The sequence below is a fragment of the Marinitoga sp. 1155 genome, assembly GCF_001021175.1.
Classification (GTDB): domain Bacteria; phylum Thermotogota; class Thermotogae; order Petrotogales; family Petrotogaceae; genus Marinitoga.
The window spans coordinates 1-19,543 of sequence record NZ_AZAX01000008.1; the positions used below are offsets into that span (position 1 = coordinate 1).

The following is a 19,543-nucleotide window of genomic DNA, read 5'->3' on the forward strand; positions in this document are numbered from 1 at the left end:
TAATTTTAGCAAAAAAAAAAAAGAAGTCAACTATACCATGTAAAATTTAAGTAAAATTATAATTGTTTTTTATTTTCTAAAATTAAAAATTTTCACATAATTATTATATCAACTGATATATTTTTATTTTTATTTTTTTGTTTAATTTCAATAACATAATCATCTTTTTGTGTGTCATATCCTTTTATTTTTATTTTTCCTCTATCTGGTATTATAAACATTCCTATTGTTTTTATTAATGTTGTTTTTCCTGCTCCATTTGGTCCAAAGATTGTTACTTTTTCTCCTTTGTTTATTGTAAGATTTATATTTTCCAGTGCTTTTATTTTGTTTTTATATATTTTTGTCAAATTTTCGGGGGAGCAAATCGCATCTTCTAAGCCATCATAATCTTCAAAAGAAATAAAAATAGGTAAATATTTATCTTTTATTTTTTCAACTATATCTCTTAAAAATGTTGTTTTTCCACTTTCTACATCCTCTTCATTATTTAAAAAAAGGTTTTTTACTTCAAAATTATTTGATCACCTGATATATTAATTATCAACTTAATTATTGAAAATATACTGTAAATTTTTTTATTTGTATTGACTTTTCTTTTTTTTTTTTTATATAATACTTGTGAATAAAATTTTAAAATGAAGATTTAGTATAATTTTAATTTAAAAAGGGGTTTTTGTATGTATTTGATTGATGCTACATATATTTCTAATTTCATTCTTATACAAAAAGATAATAAATTTAATACATTGAAAAAGATTCCGATTTCAACTTTATCAAATAAACTTATAAAAGATATTAGTTTCTATAAAGTAAAAACTAATAATAATGTAGAAGTACCATTACCAATATTAAACAATAAAATTATCAAAATAAAAAATAAATTAATATGTGCAAATGAATTAATGAAACAAATTCCACTAAAGTAAACTTTTCACAGGAGGTGGCTTTATGGGCATTAGAATGGATGCTATTTATGAAGGGAATGTTAGTGGGTATGGACATGTTAATCAAGGAAGATACGTTACAGGTTCAGAAGCATGGGAAAAATTTCAACAAAGGAAAGCTCAAAAAATTGAAGAATTTAACCAAAAAGGCATTGAAGGATGGAAAGAAACTAAAGAAGCAGCAAAGTGGGGAGGAATTGGCGGGGCAATAGGATATCTTGGATTGGCAGCCGTTAGTTCTAATCCAATTACGTTATCAGGGTTGGCTGGAGGAATAGTTCTTGGAGCAATCGAAGGAACAATAACTTCTGATATAGCTTCGTGGGGTAAATGATAATGAATAAAAAAATATTATTTAAAGTTATTAAAAGTATAAGCCCTTTAATATTATTAACCGTAATAATTAAAAAATTTAGTGATTATCCAGTTTCAACAAAAGATCTTATAGGATATATTTTAATTTTTAGTTCCATTTTATTTGTGATGTTTAATTTACAGGAAAACTATAACATTAATAATAAAATAATAACTAAACAACTTATTATTTTATTTGTTATAAATAATTTCTTCTTTTTATGGGGGGCTCTGCCCGTGGTTATGGCTATGAATATAGTTTCTATTTTTATATATTTTGAAAAATTACCCGGCATGAAAAAAGATTAATAAAAATATCTCCAAGAAATATTTCAGGAGAAAGAAATACTCGTTGAATTTATTAACATGCATCAATATTAATAAAAATGCCGGAATTTCCGGCATTTTTATTATTTCACCTTTGTTGGATGTCTATTCTTGATGAAATCATTGTTTCCAAACCAAAACTTTCAGCAACTTTTAAATACTCAGAAGTTTTTAATAATCACCCAAATTTTGTGATTTCAAATACCAATCCTGTAGAAATATCTTTTAATCTTATTATATCCTGAAGCGTTTTAAAGGATTCATCCAACAAAACAGTATATTTCGTTAAAAGGTCTTTTACTGCGGATTCACTTCCAACAGGTAATGGTTGTTCTATTGCTACTACGTTAAGATCTTTAAATACATCAAGTATTTTTTTTACTTCATAATGGTTAAATATACCTTTAAAATCTATCCATATTTTGTATTTATCAATATTTGCTTTTAATATATCCAATTCTTCTAAAGATATTTTTTCAATGAATTCAATTTTAATCATTAATGCATCTATTAATTCATCATAAACAGCATATCCCATATCATTATAAAAATATAATTTTTTCATTTTCTTCTTTCCTTTTCCTTGGCATTGCGTATTCACCCCTTCCAAGATTTGGATAAAAAATAAGAAAGTGATATCATAAAATTGAAAAAAAGAAAGGGGTGTTTTTTAATGAGAAAACGAACTAATTATGAACCTGAATTTAAGTTTGGCTTTTTCAGCAAAGCTGAAAAGATTTATTTTTCTTTATTATAAAATCATTTAATCCTATTAACTGCTGTAAGCAGTTAAAGAATATCTTTCTGATGATTCATTAACTCTAACATATTTTGCTTCGCAAAATAGAAATAGGTAAAAATTTTAATTATATAAAATATTTTTTATCTTCGATAAAAATGGGTTAAAAAATATAAAGATTCTAATTATGATGATAACGTGTTTCATTTTAAAAAAGGTCGTCCTAGTTCTATGATTTCCGATATTTCTAAATCATGCTGCGCAAGCTGTATGATTTTTTATTTTATAAATTTTTATATATATTTTTATGTTTATTTTTCTTATTTGGTTTTGCGAAGCAAAATGCTTTGGTATTATTAAGTCTAATTCAAATAATACTAATGATTCTGTTGTTTTAGAGAAAAAACTTAAATATTATGAACAATCGTTATGATTGTCTTCTTCTTGAAAAAGAACTTCTTATTAAAATGCAAGAGGATGAAATTAATTTTTTGAAAAAACAACAACAACAGAAAAGAAAGTAACTTTTATTGGTGATTTGTTGATTATTACATGATGCTTTGCATCATGATATTTTGCTTTTTTTATTTGTTTTAATATATATATCTTTTAAATATATCTTTATGATTTTTTAGTTTGAAAACAAACTAAAAAACTTATGGTGTTTCTTTAAATTATATGCTTAATCATTATAAGATTAAACGTAGCACTTTCTATTTTAAATCAAGATTGTTTTTTACTGTTAATCGTTATAGTAGGAAAAATAAATGTTTTAAAGGTTATTCTTTGAATACTAAAGGTGAAAAGATTTATGATGTGCATATTAAAAAACTACTTGTTGATTTGTTATCGATTGATGATCCTAACATGCTCCGCAGGTTTTAGGATTTTTTATTTTAATTCTTAATATTTTTTTCTTGATTAAAAACCAAGAAAAAACTTTCTGTTGTATTTAAACAAAAATACGGTATTATTATTAATCACAAAAAAATTCATAGATTAAGAAAAGAACTCAATTTAACTCGAAATTATCATCGTCATTCAAAACATCCTAGAAAAAGACCTAAAAATCATAATATTACTGGTCCTAATCAGTATTGGGAAGATGATATTAAATTTGTTTTTTAATATTTATGGAATAAATATTATTATGTTTTTTTATAATTATATTTTTTATTTCCTTATTTCTTTGCGAAGCAAATGTTTCGGATTTGTTGGTATTCTAAGTATTATTGATTTTAACATGCTCATTATCATTCGCAAATATTTTGATTTTCAATTAGTATTTTATTCTTTAATAAATAAAATTAAAAATTTTATTTATTAACAGGCTATTAAATTTAGAAATGCTATACCTCAAAATTTAATTATTAGAACTGATAATGGTCCTCAATTCAAAGCTAATATTACTATAATTTTTGGCAAAGCCAAAAATTATTCGGTTTTTATTTTAATAATTATTTTTCATTAAACAGCTTTTCGAAGAAAAGCCGTTTATGAGTGATCTCAATATTACTCATGAATTTGGATATAAAAACAACCTAACATGCTTCGCAGATTTTAGGATTTTATTTTAATTCTTAATACTTTTTTCTTGATTAAAAATCAAGAAAAGCTTTTATTGAATCATTTCATTCTTCTGTCCAAAGAGAATTTGTTGAATATATTTCTTTTAACGATATCGATGATGTTTATAATTATTATATTTCCTATATTTATTTTTATGATCATTTTTGCTTCGCAAAAAATAATTTTGATTTTTATAATAATTTTTAATGCTATTCATATTTTAAAATAACTATATAGTTTGTTTATAAGTAATATCTATTTATTATACTATTTTATTTTTTCGCTTTTCGAAGAAAAGCTGCAAAAGGTCTTTAAAGTACCTTACTCCCGATTTCATTTTTTATCTTTTTAATGATAATTTCAATGATTTTATTTCGTCTTATGATTTTTCTGATTTTTTCGTTTCTGTGAAAAAATGAGTTTTTCTTATTTTTTGTCTAATTTTCGGGGGTCAAGTCGCTTTCTCCATCTTTGGTATCCTCCTTTCCGAAAAGAAGGATATCATTATTTCTTTATCCTTTTTGTACATTTTTGTTCATTTTTATTTTCCTCTTTTTGTTCTTTTTTATTTTACCATTTACAACATCTTTATAATGCAAGATCGGATATAGTAGAAAATAAAATTTTATATAAAATACTTGGAGAATTTATTGCTTGTTTGAAATTGAAAAATAAAAAATATACTAAATTTATTGATTTTACTTTAGAAAATGATAATATTTTACATTTTTGGTCATGGGGAATTGATGAAAGTAATTTGGAATTAAAAGTTTATTTATATACAATAATGAGACTTTATAAAAAAAAATGTAAAAAGGATTTTATCAATAACATTTATAACTATTTTGATGCTGAGAAATTAAAAAAAATTGATTTGCTTTCTGAATATTGCGACTATTTAAATAAGAGTTCTGTAAATATATACAACGAATTAAGTGAAACATTGAAAATAATAAAAAAGAAAATTTGAGGTGTTTAAAAAATATACAGACCATTTTGGAGGGATAAAAATGGAAGAATTCTTGTTTGAAATATTTCTTAGCGAAATTAGACGTCAATGCGAATTTTCTTTTATTGCATTAAGACAAATTGAACTAGGATTACAAAATAATAATGTAGAGATTGTATGGTATAACTTACAAAATTTTTTAATATCAGTTGCAAATATTTCTAAAATTCTTTGACCAAACCAAAATTATAAGCATCGAGGTGAGAAACTACGACAAAGATTGAAAATTTCAGAAGATTCTTTAATAAAATCAAGAAAATTCAGGAATCATTTTGAACATTTTGATGAAAGATTAGATGAATGGTTTAAAGCGACAGAAAATTATAACTATGTAGACTCAAACATTGGGGATATTAAAACAATAAATGGTATTGATGTGAAAGATATTCTTAGAAATTTTAACCCTAAAAATTTCGAACTTATCTTTAGAGGAGAAAAATATGAATTGCAACCGGTAATTAAAGAAATAAATGAGATCTATTTTAAAGTTAAATTTGAAATAAAATAATTCATATAATTTTGGACTTATCACTGACTTTGATAATGAAATTAAAAAAAATGAAAAAAGAATATCAATTGGAAAAAGTAATAGTAGTAGCAGATAGAGGAATGATGAATAGAGATAATATAAAAGCTGTAGAAAAAACATTTCGAACGCTAAAAAATTATCTAGAAACAAGACCAATATTTCACTGGACACCAAAAAGAATAAAAGGGCATATAGTAATGAGTTTCATATCTTACATAATACTAAGAACACTCGAATTAGAACTAGAAAAAAACAACATAGAATACTATCATGATAAAATAAGAGATGCTTTAAAAAATATGGAATATTCAGAAATAAGAATAAAAGATAAAAAATTTGAATTAAGAGTTAATTTGAGCGAATTTCAAAAAAATAGATTAAAAACATTAAAAATAGAAATTCCAAAAAAAATGACGGATTTAAAAGAGTTTAAAAACAAATATCACTAAAAGCCGTATTAAAAGCCGAAAAAAGGAAGGTGTGTGGCTAATTTTAGTTTTAATAAAAAATTAACATAGTATATTTTTCTGATTATTTAAGAATTTTAAACTTTGCTTTGGAATATAAGTGTCAAACTCAGGGCAATTATAATTAGGAAAAATGTTAGTAAAAAACTCCAGCAAAAGCTGGAGTTATATTTTTTCAATTATATAATTTTCAATATTTCTTTTTTCTGAATTGATGTTAATTCCTATTATATATATTTCCTTTCCTCTGTATTTTTCGTAATATTTCTTTTCTTTTATCTGGTTTATTGCATCAATTGCACTTTTATCCACTTTGATTTCAAAAAGATATATCCTTTCATCAAACTCTATTACTAAATCGCTTCGTCCTAAGTTTGTTAATTCTTCTGCTTTTACGTCTATTCCTGCTGATGCTATTATTGTAAATATTAATGAATGATAATACTTTTCTTCTTTTTTGTGTAAGTTATACGGTATTGCACTTATTATTTTTTTTATTTCTTCTATTAATCCTTTTATGTCATTTTTTTCTATTTTTTCATATATTTCATATACCCTTTCATATGCTTCTTCTTTTGGTTTGTAATTTGATTCTAATATTAATTTTGAAAAACTGTTCTTTACTTCGAGATTTGGATAATCTAATATGTATTTTTCTTCAAATCCATACATTTCTTTTCCTTTAAATGTTAAATATCCAGCTTGTGTAAAGAATATATTTGCATTTGCATCTTCTATTTCCCTTGTTGTAAAATCATCGCTACTTACTGTGTTTTTTACTAAATCCTCATAGGTTACTTTTTTGTCTTCTATATATTTTGATAGAAATGATGGTGAGCCACTTTCAAACCAGTAATTTTGAAATTTCTTTTTTTGAAAGAATTTTAATATTGAAAATGGATTATACACATAATGTTCTCCGTCAAATGAGAATCCATTATAGTATCTTTTCATTTCTTTTAGTAATTCTTCCTTTGTTATATTAAACTTTTTTGCTGTTTGTTCTATATATTCAACAAAGTAATATTCTATTTCTTCTTGAGTATATCCAAGCATCTGAGAATAATCTGTATCAAGAGATATATCATTTAAATTATTAAGTGCTGAAAATACTCCTGTTTTTGTGAATTTTGTAATCCCGGTTATGAATACAAATTTTATGTATTCATCTTTTGTTTTTACTTTTTTATAGAATTCTCTTAAAAATGCTCTAAATTCTTCCGCTTTTTCTTTATTGTTTATATGTTCTAATATTGGTGATTCATATTCGTCTATGAGTATTACTGTTTTTTCTTTGTATTTTTTACTTAATTCTTCTATTAAATTTCCAAATTTTGTTGGTACATCATCTATATCTGGTATTATATTATATTCTTTATACAATTTATCCAGAGTGTTATTTAATGATTTTTCAAATATATTAGTGAAATGTGATATAATTCGGTTGTATAAAAATTGGTTTGTAAAAAGTATATAAAAATAAATAAAACGGGATTTTTGATCCCGTTTTATTTATAATAATATATGGTGAAATGCACGAAAAAATTAACTTAAAGTTTTTTGCTGAATAGGTTTAGTGTTTATATTTATTATCTTCTTCCTCGTGGCATTGGTGCAGGATTTCTCATAGGTGAATACCCTGGCATTTGATTGTATGGTGCAGGATTTCTATAATTATAATTATTGTAGTAATTATTCATCATAGGTTTGTGATTCCAATTGTTGTAATTTAAGTTGTGAGAATTTCTCATTCCTCTAAAATTATTAACAGGTCTTCTGTTTGGAATATAACCTTGCATTGTTGTATATCCAGAACCTCTCATTGCCATACCTCCAAAACCATTTAACACTATTTCTTTACCATCTATTTTGCTTTCAATTGGTTTAAATATTGTTTCATCATTTAATTTAATTATCCAACCTTTTAATTCTATATTTTTTCCTACTTCTAAATCATTTACAAAATAAGAATTTGCATGTAATTCAACAATTTCACCGTTGTCAATTTTAACCTTAATTTCTAACATTCCTGGATAATTTTCATTTTCTTCAATAGATTCAATAGTTCCATTTGCAGTAATTAATTCTTCATCTGAGAACATATAACCGCCACGAATTCCTGAATAATTCTCATACATTGGTGCAACATCTGAATCATGATATACCCTTGGAGCATTTGCATTAAATGCAAAAATAGAACCTGCCATCATTCCACCAATTAATAATACTGTTAAAAACTTTTTCATAATAACACCTCCATAGTATTTTTGTTTTTTTATTTGTCCTTCGACAACTATATAATAACTTACTTACCTTAAAAGAAACTTAGTATTTGCTTAGAAAAGGCTTAGAAAATTGTAGATGAATAAAAAATATTAATGGTATAATAACATTAGAGAAACGAAAGGAGGATTCTATGAAAATATTGATAATTGAAGATGAAAAAAGTATTTTGGATCTTATAAAAATGAACTTAATTCTTGAAAATTTTGAAGTTATAACTGCAGAAAATGGAGATAAAGGGTTGCTTTTATTTAAAAAAGAGTATCCAGATCTTGTTGTTTTGGATTTAATGCTTCCAGATTATGATGGTTTTGAATTGTTGAAACAAATGCAATTTATCAATTATAAAATTCCTATAATAATATTAACTGCTAAAAATAATCAAAATGATAAGTTATTAGGATTAGAATTAGGGGCAGATGATTATATTACAAAGCCGTTTGATAGCAAAGAATTAATTTTGAGGATTAGAAATATTTTAAAAAGGATAAAAAAAGCAGAAATAGAACCAAGTGGATTTTCTATAGGGAGATTAGAAATAAAAAATAAATCCCGTGATTTTTATATAAATAAAGAAAAAATATATTTAACAAAAAATGAATTTGAATTGATGAATTTATTTATGAGTAATTATAATCAGGTTTTATCAAGAGATTTTTTGCTAGAAAGAGTTTGGGGATACGAAAATGATGTTGATACGAGAGCTGTTGATATGGCAATTCAAAGATTAAGAAAAAAGATGGGAAAATATAATAAATATATAAAATCAATTTATGGTGTTGGATATAAATTAGAGGTGGATGATGAAAAATAGCATAAAAAATGAAATATTATTTTTAAATATATCTTCCACTATTATTATTTTAATAGTAATTTTTTTTATAACATTAAATACATTTCAAAAAAATATTATATCAAATGTTATAAATAGAATGACAGAGTATAGTCAGGAAAGTCAGATATATATTATAAATACATTAAAAAAATATAGGAATGAAAATATTTATACTAAATTAAATGAACTTTCGCCATTTATTGCCGACTATTTATTTAGAAAATATCATTTCCATATCGAAATATATGATAATAGAAAAAATTTGCTTGCTGATAGTGTGATTACAAAAAAATTATATGTATATCAGGATATTCATTATGCTGCTAATAGTATGAAAAATTATATATTAAAAAAGGATGGAAATGAAATTACTTTGTTTTTTTCAAGTCCAATATTTTTTGAAAACGAAGTTATTGGAGTTATAAGGTTTATTTATCCAATGGAGTTAGAATTTGGATTAATAGACAATATAAAAATTACTTTAATTATAATTAGCCTACTTTCGATACTTGCTGTTGTTATTTTGAATTTCTTTTTTTCTAATTCAATTACAACACCAATAAGAAAATTACAGGAAGAAACAGAGAAAATAGCTAATGGAAATTTTAATGAACGTATATCTATTAAAAGTAATGATGAAATAAATTCTCTTGTAAAATCATTTAATATTATGATTGAAAAATTGGAACATTATATAAAGTCATTAAAAGAAGAAAAAGAAAAACAAAAAGTTTTTATAGATAATATAACTCATGAATTAAAAACACCTATAACTTCAATATTAGGTCATGCAAATCTTCTTTTAAGATTAAAAGATGAAAAAGATAAAAACATTTCTATAAATTATATTACAAAAGAAGGTAATAGATTATTAAAGTTGGTTGAGGAATTACTTTACATATCTAAAATGAATAAAAATGATTTTGAATTTAATTTTAAAAAACATAATATAAAAAAGGTTATTGATGAATGCGTAGGTATATTAAATCCAAGGTTAAAGAAATTTTCTATAATAGTTGAAAATAATATCGAAAATAGAATTCTATTATTTGATTATGAAAAGATAAAAGAAGTAATTTTAAATATTCTTGACAATTCAATAAAACATAGTAAATGTTCTAAGATAACGATAGAATCCTTTTTAATAAATGAAGAATATTATGTTGTTTTGAAAGATAATGGTATTGGCATAAAAAAAGAAAATTTAGAAAAAATTTTTAATCCTTTTTTTTCAAAAAGTGGGAAAACAAGTTATGGACTTGGATTGTGTATAACAAAAGAAATAATGAAAAAACATAATGGAGATATAACGATTGAAGGAAACAATGGAACTATAGTAACTTTGAAATTTTCAATGGAGTGGATAGAAAATGGATGATAAAAAGATAAAGAGATATATATTTATTTTTTTGTTTCTGGTGATAATAATAATATATTTTGAATCATATATCTTAAATAAAGATTTTAATAGAGTGTTTTTTATAAATGATAAAAATGAAATGATAAGAAGATATAATTCGTCAACGCCAATAAAAATGATAGTTTCAATGAAATATTTATCTTTCTATGAGATAAAAGATCCCGATTTTATTTTCGATATATGGGAAAGAATTAATAAATTACCAGTTTATAATTATATATCTCCTTCAACAGAAAAAGAAAACTACAAAGGTATTTTTGGGAAAATCTATTTTTTAGATGGAAGTATAAAATATTTTGAAATTGAAAAAAATATAAAAATAAATGATATGATATATGGAACTGAAAACAATGAAGATTTACAGTATATCAAAGAAAGGCTTAAGGAGAAATTATTTTTACCAATTAACCTGGCAAGTGAAATTGTAAATGAAAATAATAAAGTAATAGCTTTTAATCATGAAAAGGGAGTATATATTGAAGATTATAAAAATAAAAAGAGATTGTATAAAATTTTAACTATCTCAGAAAAAGTAGCTTCTGCTAAAATAATCGGTAAAATTTTAGAGGATAATAATATACCCTTATTTAAAATAAAGATTCTAAATAATAATAAAGAATTTCTTCAAATTAACGTCTTAAATAATGATTACTTCACAATCTACTACCTAAATACTTTCCTATATATGATGAAAGGAAATATATTAACTTTCCTAAAGAATTTATTTTAATATAGTTACATTTTTAATACATTTTTGAGCGTATATTAAAGCATTTTTTTATTATTATATTATTGTATAAAAATTTAAGGGGGGAATTGAAATGAAAAAAGGCATATTGTTTATGTTGATTTTGTCTCTATTTGTATTATCATTTTCCGAATTAATTATTTATAGCAGTGTTGACGAAGCAAATGCGAGAAAGATTTTAAATGCATTTTCAAAGCAGACGGGTATAGAGGTAAAATATATTTTCCTTTCTTCTGGTCCAGCATTAGCAAGACTTGAAGCTGAAAAAGAGAATCCGCAGGCTGATGTTTGGTTTGGAGCTCCAATGCCAAATCATATTATTGCAAAAGAAAGAGGATTGACTACTTCATATAAAACTACAAGTGTATATGGCATTGCTCCTAATTTTTATGATGTGGAAGGTTATTATCATGCTTTTTATATGAACCCGCTGGGTATAGGAGTTAATTTGAAAGTTTTAGAGCAGATAAAAGCAGACCTCCCAAAGAGCTGGATGGATTTATTAAAAACTGAATATAGAAATATGATTCAATATCCAAGTCCTCAAACTTCTGGTACAGCTTATGCATTTATTACTGGATTAATATCAGTTTATGGTGAAGATGGAATGATAGATTATTTAAAAAAATTAGCTAAAAATGTTCAATCCTATACGCAAAGTGGAACAGGACCTTCGAAGTCAGTAGGTGTTGGTCAGGCGGGATTGGGAATTCAATTCACTCCAGCATTTTTCCAGTTTAAAGAACAGGGATATCCTATTGAAGTTGTATTTCCAAAAGAAGGGGTTCCTTATGAAGCAGCATGTGTATCTATTGTAAAAGGTGCAAAACATAAATATGAAGCAAAAGTTTTAGTCGATTGGTTATTATCGAAAAAAGGCCAACAAACAATTGTTGATGAAAAAACATTTTTCTATCCTGTAAGGTCTGATGTTAATTTTGGTACATTACAGCCATTATCAACAATAAAATTAATTACTGTTGATGAAATTTGGGCAGCACAAAACAAGAAAAGAATTGTCGAAAGATGGATAAAAGAAGTTTTACCAGTTAAATAATAAAGGGGGACTCCCCCTTTTTTTTGGAGGGATGGATTTATGAAAATAAGAAATAAGGAATTTTATAATAAAATAAAAAGTATGCTAAATAATCCATCTTTATTAATTTTAATTGTTTTGATATTTATTTCGTTATTTATATTTATAATTTTTCCATTATTTAAGGTTTTTATAGTCAGTTTTACCAATGAAGATGGAAGATTGTCATTGGAAATATACAATTCTATTCTTTCTAATGATTATATGAAACAGGGATTTAAAAACAGCATTTTAATAGCAACATTAACTGCTGTCATTGGAACCTTAATAGGTTTTCTCTATGCTTATACCGTAAATAGAGCTGATATACCATTAAAGAAATTTTTTAAAACTATAGCGGTTATTCCTATGGTGTTTCCACCGTTTATAGGTGCTATGGCTATAATAATGTTGTTCGGTTTTAATGGTATTATAACAGCAAAAATTTTTGGTATAAGAACATTTCCTGTTTACGGAATTTGGGGATTAATGATAGCTCAAATAGTAACTTTCTTTCCTGTAGCTTTTATAACACTTGATGGGGTTATATCTACAATTTCACCAACTCTAGAAGATGCGGCATTTAATTTAAAAGCTTCCAGATGGCAGGTTTTTACAAAAATAATTTTGCCCTTATCTGTTCCAGGTATTGCAAGTACAATGCTAATTTTATTTATAGAATCACTGGCGGATTTTGGAAACCCTTTAATATTAGCTGGTTCGAGATTCCCGGTTTTATCAGTGCAGGCTTATCTACAAATAACAGGAATGTTCGATTTGAGTAGTGGCGCAGCATTAGCTGTATGGTTATTGTTACCATCATTAATAGCCTTCATTTTGCAAAAATATTGGATAGGAAAAAAGAAATATATAACAGTTACCGGCAAACCAACGACATCGCAATTAAAAAGTGTTAATAAATTTGCAAAATGGTTTTTGTTTGCCTTGTGCTTAATTATTTCATTATTTATTTTATTAATATATGTTACTATTTTCTGGGGTGCATTTACAAAGATTTGGGGAATGAATAATGAATTTACACTGGATAATTTTAAGTATGTATTTGATGTCGGCAAAGAAGCGATAAAAGATACATTAGCAATAGCTTTAACTTCTACACCTATATCAGCAGTTTTAGGTATGATAATAGCATTTTTGATTGTTAGAAAAACTTTTCCAGGGAAAAAAACACTGGAATTTGTATCATTACTTAATTTTGCAGTTCCTGGTACAGTTGTTGGTATAGGATATATACTTGCATTTAATTCAAAGCCATTATTGTTAACAGGAACATTTGCTATATTAGTATTAAATTTTATATTTAGGTATATTCCTGTGGGAATTCAAACTGGAGTTTCGCTGTTAAATCAGATAGATCCTGCAATTGAAGAAGCAGCATATACACTTGGTGCAAATGATAAAGTAGTTTTTTCTAAAATAACATTGCCATTGATTGTTCCAGCATTTTTTTCTGCACTTGTTTATTCTTTTGTAAGGGCAATGACAGCAATTAGTGCTGCAATATTTCTGGTATCTGCAGATTGGAATTTAATGACAGTTCAAATATTAAGTCAAACAGATTCAGGAAGGCTGTCTGAAGCTTGTGCTTTTTCAGTTGTGTTAATACTTATTATCTTATCATTTATGCTATTAATGAAAGTCCTTTTAAAGAATAAAATTTCTATAGTAAATAACGATTTTGCGTCTGAATAGGTAGGTGTCAAGTATGAGTCTGGAATTAAAAAATATATATAAAATTTTTAAAAGTAAAGAGAGTGAAACAATAGCTGTTAATAATTTTTCTCTTAAAATTGATAAAGGACAGTTTGTAACCTTTCTTGGACCTTCTGGATGTGGTAAAACTACTACATTAAGAATGATAGCTGGGTTTGAAACTCCGACAAATGGGAAGATATTTCTTGATGAAAAAGATATTACTAATATTCCTCCCAATAAAAGAGATGTTTCCATGATGTTTCAAAGTTATGCTTTATTTCCTCATATGACAATTAAAGAAAATATAGAATTTGGGTTAAAATTAAAAAAATTATCTAAAAATGAAATAGAAGAAAAAACGAAAAGAATAATACAGTTAATAGGTCTCGAAGGTATGGAAAATAGACGTCCAGATCAAATATCTGGTGGACAACAACAACGTGTTGCACTTGCAAGAAGTCTTGTGATGGAACCGAAAGTTTTATTATTTGATGAGCCCTTATCAAATTTAGATGCTAAACTTAGAGAATCCATGAGATCTGAAATCAGAAAAATACAAAAAGCATTAAAAATAACAAGTGTTTATGTAACCCATGATCAGATAGAAGCAATGAGTATATCAGATGTAATAGTTGTTATGAATAAAGGAAAAATAATGCAAGTAGGAACTCCTTTTGAAATATATTCCAGACCAATGAATAAATTTGTTGCTGATTTTATAGGTAAAGTTAATTTTATTAAAGGAAAAATAATAAAAAAAGAAAAAGATGTATATCATGTTTATAGTGAAGAAATAGAAAAAGAATTCTATTGTACAGGAAATAACGAATTGAAAGAAGATGAAAAGGTTTTAATAGTATTAAGACCTGAATCATTAAGTTATAAGAAAAAAGAAAATTCTATTTCTGGTGTTGTAAAAAAAGTAACTTATCTTGGCTCATATGTTGAATATGAAATTATAACTGGAAAAAATAAAATAGTAAGTTGTGTTCTGTTTAATCCAATTGAAAATAAAATACCGCAGATAGGTGAAAACATTAATCTTTATTTTAGTAATATAGCTTCCTGGATAATAGGAGATGAATAAAAATTAATATCTTTAATATGGGGGTGTAAAAATGAAGAAGTTATTTTGTTTGGTTATTGTTTTAGTATTAAGTGTCATGATTTTTTCAGCTGGTGATGTTGTAAAAGCATATACAACATTAGAAGAACCACTTGCTAAAGAATTATTTGATAAATTTGAAGAAGAAACAGGTATTAAAGTTGAATGGGTTAGACTTTCAACCGGAGAAACAGTTGCAAGGCTTGAAGCAGAAAGGGAAAACCCACAGGCTTCAATTTGGGTTGGTGGAGTAGGTTTAGGGCATGTTGAAGCAAAGCAAAAAGGTTTAACCACGCCGTATAAGTCACCTTTGGCACAATATACTCCTGCACAATTTAGAGATCCAGAAAATTATTGGATTGGGCTATACATAGGTGTATTAGCATTTGCAACAAATACTGAAAGGGCAAAAGAATTAGGATTAGAAGCTCCAAAAGGCTGGTTTGACATTATTGATTCTAAATATAAAGGATTGGTTAGAGTGGCAAATCCAAATACATCTGGAACAGCTTATAATGTTATAACTACAATTTTACATATGTTCCACGAAGATGAAGAATTAACTTTTATGTTTTTACATCAATTAGATGATAGTATAGACCAATATACCAAATCTGGTTCTGCTGGTGGAAAACAAGCAGCAATTGGGGAAATACCTTTTGCTATTGGTTATGCTCATGATTTATTTAAATTAATTGCTAATGGAGCTCCATTAAAAGTTACCGTTCCAATGGAGGGGACAGGTTTTGAATTAGCTTCAATGTCTTTAATAAAAAACGGACCAAATCCAGTTACAGCAAAAAAATTATACAATTGGATGTTAAAAAAAGAAGCTCAAGAAATGATATCAGAATGGTTTGTATTACCTGTTTCAAAATTAGCTCCAAAAGATAAAGCACCATTAAATATTGAAGAACTAAGAATAGTAAATCAGAATTTCGTCTGGGATGCAGCAAATAGAGAAAGATTAGTAGAAAGATGGAATAAAGAAATTGGAGCAAAGTAATATAATACATTAGGCGGCATTAGCCGCCTAAATTAAAACTCATATAGGGGTTGAAATATATGTTTACTTATAAAAAGATTTTATATTTTATAATTTTGCTATTGCTAATATCTGTAATAGATTTTTGGATATTTTCTAATATAAAATCATCTTATAATAAAATGTTAAATGATACTCTTTTAAAAACAGGGCATATTATATCAAAGTCTATAAGTGAAGATGAAAAAGATTATAACTCATGGATTGAAAAGTATGAAAAAGAAAATGAAACATTGAAAATTATATATATAGATGGACTTCCGGATTTTTTCGAAAGTACAGAATATTATATAGATAAAAATATTTATAATTTTTATAAAAATTTGATAGAAACTGATGAATTTAAAAAAGGTATAGAAAGTGCCGAGTATAGCGAATTTTATATTACTAAAAAAGATTATGAATATAATAATTCTAAATATAGAATAATATTTTCACCTATTCTAAGTGATGATTATGATGTTTTGGGAATAGGAATATTATTTTTTGAAATTGATAAATATTTAAAATTTTATAGTTTAGCTAATATATTTATGTTTTCAATAATAATAATTTTTATCTTAATTTATGGAATAATAAACTTTTCAAGAGATCCAATAATGAATTTTATTATACTTGCTATTTTTATAATAGTTGCTGTATTTACAGCTTATCCATTATTTGAGGCTTTTAGATTAACTTTTATAAAAAATGGTGAATTCTCACTTGAAATATGGAAAAAGATATTAACTACAAATCAGTATTTAAAAGCTTTTTGGGGAAGTATTAAACTTGGTATCTCTACAGCAACACTTTCAACATTAATAGGATTCTTATTTGCATTTGTATTAACAAGAACAACAATAAAAGGAAAAAAGTTTTTCAGTACTATGGCAACGTTACCAGTGATTTCACCACCTTTTTCTTTAACTTTATCTATTTTATTATTATTTGGAAATAATGGCTTGATAACTAAAAAAATTTTACATCTTCAGAATTTTAGTATATATGGTTTATTAGGATTAACTCTGGTTCAAACAATGGGCATGTTTCCAATTGCTTATTTAACAATGGTCGGGATTTTGCACTCAATAGATTCAACTCTTGAAGATGCTTCTTTAGATTTAAATGCTTCTAAATTGAAAACATTTTTAAGTGTAACACTGCCTTTATCAATGCCGGGTATATTAAGCGCATGGTTATTGGTTTTTACCAATTCATTGGCAGATTTTGCTAATCCTTTAATTCTTTCTGGAAATTATAGAGTTTTATCAGTTGAAGCTTATTTGGAAGTTACAGGAATGAATAGATTAGGGAATGGAGCAGCATTATCAATTTTATTATTATTACCAACAATAACAGCCTTTTTAGTTCAAAGATTCTGGGTTTCAAAAAAATCTTTTGTAACCGTAACGGGAAAACCATCACCAAGAATTACTGAATTGGTATCAAAACCGGTAAAAATAATACTGATAAGTTTGATTATATTTATAATAATATTTTTGATTTCTTTATATGGAACAATAGTAGCAGGCTGTTTTGTGAAAAATTGGGGTATAGATTATACTTTTACATTAGAAAATATAAAAGAAGCATTACAAAGAGGAAAAGATGCAATAACAGATACGGTTACTTTAGCTTCAATAGCAACCCCGTTTGCTGGTATTATAGCAATGATGACAGCATTAATTTTAGTAAGAAAAAAATTTATTGGGAAAAGAATATTTGAAATTTTAATAATGGCACCATTTGCAATTCCAGGAACATTAATAGGTATTAGTTATATTTTAGCTTTTAATAAACCACCTATAATTTTGGTTGGAACTGGTGCTATTATAGTGATAAATTATATTATAAGAGAACTTCCTGTGGGGGTTGAAGGAGGAATTGCAGCGTTAAGACAAATTGATCCATCAATAGAAGAAGCAGCACAGGATTTGGGTGCAGATGTTCCTACAGTTTTCAAAACTATAGTATTACCATTATTAAGACCAGCATTTATATCTAGTTTATCGTATACTTTTGTAAGATCTATGACAGCTGTAAGTGCTGTTATTTTCCTGATTTCAGCAAAATGGTATCATATTACTGTTTTGATTTATAATTTCTCAGAAAATTTAAGATTTGGTCTGGCAAGCGTATTGGCTACTACTTTAATAATAATAGTATTAGCAGCTTTTGGAATTATGAGATTATTGGTTAAAGAGAGTGAAACGCTGGAAAAAACAGTTTCTCAATGAGAGGTGAAACAATGACTAAAAAACAAGTATCCCTAAAATTAGAAAAAGTTACTAAAATATTTTATGATAAAAAATATAATACAAAAGTAATAGCGGTAAATAATTCTTCATTTGAAATAAAACCAGGAGAATTGGTTACATTGTTAGGACCATCTGGATGTGGAAAAACAACAACATTAAGGATGGTTGCAGGTTTTGAGGTTCCAACAAATGGGAAAATATATATAGGAAATGAGGATATAACTTTTTTGCCCCCAAACAAAAGAGATACTGCAACTGTTTTTCAAAGTTATGGGCTTTTTCCACATATGACAGTTTTTGATAATGTGGCCTATGGATTAAAACTAAAAAAAATGAATAAAGAAGAAATAAAAAAGAAAGTAATAGATACATTGGAAATGGTTGGGTTAAAAGAACTTGCAAATAGGGCGCCGTCTAAGTTATCAGGAGGTCAACAACAAAGAGTAGCTCTAGCGCGTTCAATTATAGTTGAACCATCAATATTACTTTTAGATGAACCATTATCGAATCTTGATGCTTTACTAAGAGAACAAATGAGAATAGAAATTAGAAAAATTCAAAAAAAACTTGGAATTACGGCAATATATGTTACACATGATAGAGTTGAAGCTATGAGTTTATCAGATAAAATAATTGTTATGAAAGAAGGTAAAATAATCCAAATAGGAACACCCAATGAAATATATGAAAACCCTAATTCTAAATTTGTTGCAGGTTTTGTTGGAAAAGTTGCTTTTTTTGAAGTAAAAATTGAAAATATAGAAAGAGAAAAGTGTATAGTAAAATTTAAAAATAAAATTTTAGAAATTCCTAAATATGAAAAAAATGTTTCTGTTGGAGAAAAAGCGATATTAATGGCAAGACCAGAATCTCTAATTTTGAAAGATAATGATGGTTTAATAAAAGGGAGAGTAAAAATAAATGTATATTTGGGAAATACAGTTGAATCATTTATAGATACAGAATTCGGTGAAATAATGGTTCAAATAGATAATCCGTCCTTAAAAAAAATATATGCAGAAGGAGAATCCGTGTATATTGATATTGTTCCAGAGTTGTGTAAAGTGTTAAAAAATTAAATATCCCTTCCTTGATATATATAGTTTATAAAAAAAGCCTCGCTTATTGCGAGGCT

The 19,543-nt window shown here is 25.9% G+C and carries 19 protein-coding genes and 1 pseudogene; 16 read left to right on the forward strand and 4 right to left on the reverse strand.

From position 1 onward, the window contains the following. Window positions 1-92: 92 nt before the first annotated feature. On the reverse strand, window positions 93-350 hold the full coding sequence (locus tag X274_RS03635; protein ID WP_052913160.1) for an ATP-binding cassette domain-containing protein: 258 nt from the start codon (window positions 348-350) through the stop codon (window positions 93-95). A 330-nt stretch (window positions 351-680) separates the two neighbouring features. Between X274_RS03635 and X274_RS03640 the strand changes: the two genes are divergently transcribed. From X274_RS03640 to X274_RS03650, 3 genes are read left to right on the forward strand one after another with little or no spacing between them, the layout of a single operon-like run. After that, window positions 681-929 carry a hypothetical protein gene (locus X274_RS03640; RefSeq protein WP_047265454.1) on the forward strand — a complete coding sequence of 83 codons (249 nt, stop codon included), beginning with the start codon at window positions 681-683 and terminating at the stop codon, window positions 927-929. 22 nt (window positions 930-951) lie between these two features. Beyond that, entirely contained in the window at window positions 952-1,281 is a 330-nt protein-coding gene (locus X274_RS03645) for a hypothetical protein (protein ID WP_047265455.1), read from the forward strand. Window positions 1,282-1,283: 2 nt separating this feature from the next. Continuing rightward, entirely contained in the window at window positions 1,284-1,610 is a 327-nt protein-coding gene (locus tag X274_RS03650; protein ID WP_047265456.1) for a hypothetical protein, read from the forward strand. A 196-nt stretch (window positions 1,611-1,806) separates the two neighbouring features. Here the strand turns inward: X274_RS03650 and X274_RS03655 are convergent, their stop codons facing one another. Continuing rightward, window positions 1,807-2,193, reverse strand: a complete 387-nt coding sequence (locus X274_RS03655) for a hypothetical protein (RefSeq protein ID WP_047265457.1) — start codon at window positions 2,191-2,193, stop codon at window positions 1,807-1,809. A 2,407-nt stretch (window positions 2,194-4,600) separates the two neighbouring features. On the opposite strand from X274_RS03655, the gene X274_RS03660 reads away from it, so the two are divergent. From X274_RS03660 to X274_RS03670, 4 genes and pseudogenes are all read left to right on the forward strand, one after another. Further along, entirely contained in the window at window positions 4,601-4,906 is a 306-nt protein-coding gene (locus X274_RS03660; protein ID WP_156166125.1) for a hypothetical protein, read from the forward strand. 40 nt (window positions 4,907-4,946) lie between these two features. Next, on the forward strand, window positions 4,947-5,120 hold the full coding sequence (locus tag X274_RS11935; protein ID WP_156166126.1) for a hypothetical protein: 174 nt from the start codon (window positions 4,947-4,949) through the stop codon (window positions 5,118-5,120). Window positions 5,121-5,165: 45 nt separating this feature from the next. Continuing rightward, the gene (locus tag X274_RS03665) at window positions 5,166-5,453 is read left to right on the forward strand and encodes a hypothetical protein (RefSeq protein ID WP_047265459.1); all 288 of its coding nucleotides are present in this window, start codon (window positions 5,166-5,168) and stop codon (window positions 5,451-5,453) included. Between the two features lie 128 nt (window positions 5,454-5,581). Further along, window positions 5,582-5,923, forward strand: a pseudogene (locus X274_RS03670) (IS1634 family transposase); the annotation flags it as partial. Window positions 5,924-6,106: 183 nt separating this feature from the next. On the opposite strand, the gene X274_RS03675 reads toward X274_RS03670, so the two are convergent. Both X274_RS03675 and X274_RS03680 read right to left on the reverse strand, forming a co-directional pair. Next, window positions 6,107-7,453 (reverse strand): AAA family ATPase, encoded by a 1,347-nt coding sequence (locus tag X274_RS03675; protein WP_084822622.1) that lies wholly within the window; start codon window positions 7,451-7,453, stop codon window positions 6,107-6,109. A 77-nt stretch (window positions 7,454-7,530) separates the two neighbouring features. Next, a complete protein-coding gene (locus X274_RS03680) occupies window positions 7,531-8,187 on the reverse strand; it encodes a hypothetical protein (protein ID WP_047265461.1) in 657 nt (218 codons plus the stop codon). Between the two features lie 170 nt (window positions 8,188-8,357). Here X274_RS03680 and X274_RS03685 point away from each other — a divergent pair, with 170 nt between their 5' ends. From X274_RS03685 to X274_RS03725, 9 genes are all read left to right on the forward strand, one after another. After that, window positions 8,358-9,038, forward strand: a complete 681-nt coding sequence (locus X274_RS03685; protein WP_047265462.1) for a response regulator transcription factor — start codon at window positions 8,358-8,360, stop codon at window positions 9,036-9,038. Beyond that, window positions 9,028-10,437: a sensor histidine kinase gene (locus X274_RS03690; protein WP_047265463.1), complete on the forward strand. Its 1,410-nt coding sequence runs from the start codon at window positions 9,028-9,030 to the stop codon at window positions 10,435-10,437. The genes X274_RS03685 and X274_RS03690 overlap by 11 nt, the downstream gene beginning before the upstream one ends. Further along, window positions 10,430-11,209, forward strand: coding sequence for a DUF3919 family protein (locus X274_RS03695; RefSeq protein ID WP_047265464.1), 780 nt, complete (start codon window positions 10,430-10,432; stop codon window positions 11,207-11,209). The genes X274_RS03690 and X274_RS03695 overlap by 8 nt, the downstream gene beginning before the upstream one ends. A gap of 91 nt (window positions 11,210-11,300) precedes the next feature. Next, window positions 11,301-12,284 (forward strand): ABC transporter substrate-binding protein, encoded by a 984-nt coding sequence (locus X274_RS03700; RefSeq protein ID WP_047265465.1) that lies wholly within the window; start codon window positions 11,301-11,303, stop codon window positions 12,282-12,284. Between the two features lie 39 nt (window positions 12,285-12,323). Continuing rightward, entirely contained in the window at window positions 12,324-14,015 is a 1,692-nt protein-coding gene (locus X274_RS03705; RefSeq protein ID WP_047265466.1) for an ABC transporter permease, read from the forward strand. Window positions 14,016-14,028: 13 nt separating this feature from the next. Continuing rightward, window positions 14,029-15,105, forward strand: coding sequence for an ABC transporter ATP-binding protein (locus X274_RS03710; RefSeq protein ID WP_047265467.1), 1,077 nt, complete (start codon window positions 14,029-14,031; stop codon window positions 15,103-15,105). Between the two features lie 31 nt (window positions 15,106-15,136). Then, on the forward strand, window positions 15,137-16,129 hold the full coding sequence (locus tag X274_RS03715; RefSeq protein ID WP_047265468.1) for an ABC transporter substrate-binding protein: 993 nt from the start codon (window positions 15,137-15,139) through the stop codon (window positions 16,127-16,129). Window positions 16,130-16,188: 59 nt separating this feature from the next. Further along, window positions 16,189-18,387, forward strand: coding sequence for an ABC transporter permease (locus tag X274_RS03720; RefSeq protein WP_047265469.1), 2,199 nt, complete (start codon window positions 16,189-16,191; stop codon window positions 18,385-18,387). An 11-nt stretch (window positions 18,388-18,398) separates the two neighbouring features. Next, complete coding sequence (locus X274_RS03725; RefSeq protein WP_047265470.1) at window positions 18,399-19,487, forward strand: ABC transporter ATP-binding protein; 1,089 nt, start codon at window positions 18,399-18,401, stop codon at window positions 19,485-19,487. Window positions 19,488-19,543: the final 56 nt, after the last annotated feature.

Excerpts from the sequence above, each read along its gene's own strand:
- X274_RS03655 (WP_047265457.1), bottom strand. The coding sequence starts at position 2,193 with ATGAAAAAATTATATTTTTATAATGATATGGGATATGCTGTTTATGAT.
- X274_RS03690 (WP_047265463.1), top strand. The coding sequence starts at position 9,028 with ATGAAAAATAGCATAAAAAATGAAATATTATTTTTAAATATATCTTCC.
- X274_RS03720 (WP_047265469.1), top strand. The coding sequence starts at position 16,189 with ATGTTTACTTATAAAAAGATTTTATATTTTATAATTTTGCTATTGCTA.
- X274_RS03710 (WP_047265467.1), top strand. The coding sequence starts at position 14,029 with ATGAGTCTGGAATTAAAAAATATATATAAAATTTTTAAAAGTAAAGAG.
- X274_RS03715 (WP_047265468.1), top strand. The coding sequence starts at position 15,137 with ATGAAGAAGTTATTTTGTTTGGTTATTGTTTTAGTATTAAGTGTCATG.
- X274_RS11935 (WP_156166126.1), top strand. The coding sequence starts at position 4,947 with ATGGAAGAATTCTTGTTTGAAATATTTCTTAGCGAAATTAGACGTCAA.
- X274_RS03700 (WP_047265465.1), top strand. The coding sequence starts at position 11,301 with ATGAAAAAAGGCATATTGTTTATGTTGATTTTGTCTCTATTTGTATTA.
- X274_RS03650 (WP_047265456.1), top strand. The coding sequence starts at position 1,284 with ATGAATAAAAAAATATTATTTAAAGTTATTAAAAGTATAAGCCCTTTA.
- X274_RS03640 (WP_047265454.1), top strand. The coding sequence starts at position 681 with ATGTATTTGATTGATGCTACATATATTTCTAATTTCATTCTTATACAA.
- X274_RS03685 (WP_047265462.1), top strand. The coding sequence starts at position 8,358 with ATGAAAATATTGATAATTGAAGATGAAAAAAGTATTTTGGATCTTATA.
- X274_RS03725 (WP_047265470.1), top strand. The coding sequence starts at position 18,399 with ATGACTAAAAAACAAGTATCCCTAAAATTAGAAAAAGTTACTAAAATA.
- X274_RS03695 (WP_047265464.1), top strand. The coding sequence starts at position 10,430 with ATGGATGATAAAAAGATAAAGAGATATATATTTATTTTTTTGTTTCTG.
- X274_RS03680 (WP_047265461.1), bottom strand. The coding sequence starts at position 8,187 with ATGAAAAAGTTTTTAACAGTATTATTAATTGGTGGAATGATGGCAGGT.
- X274_RS03645 (WP_047265455.1), top strand. The coding sequence starts at position 952 with ATGGGCATTAGAATGGATGCTATTTATGAAGGGAATGTTAGTGGGTAT.
- X274_RS03705 (WP_047265466.1), top strand. The coding sequence starts at position 12,324 with ATGAAAATAAGAAATAAGGAATTTTATAATAAAATAAAAAGTATGCTA.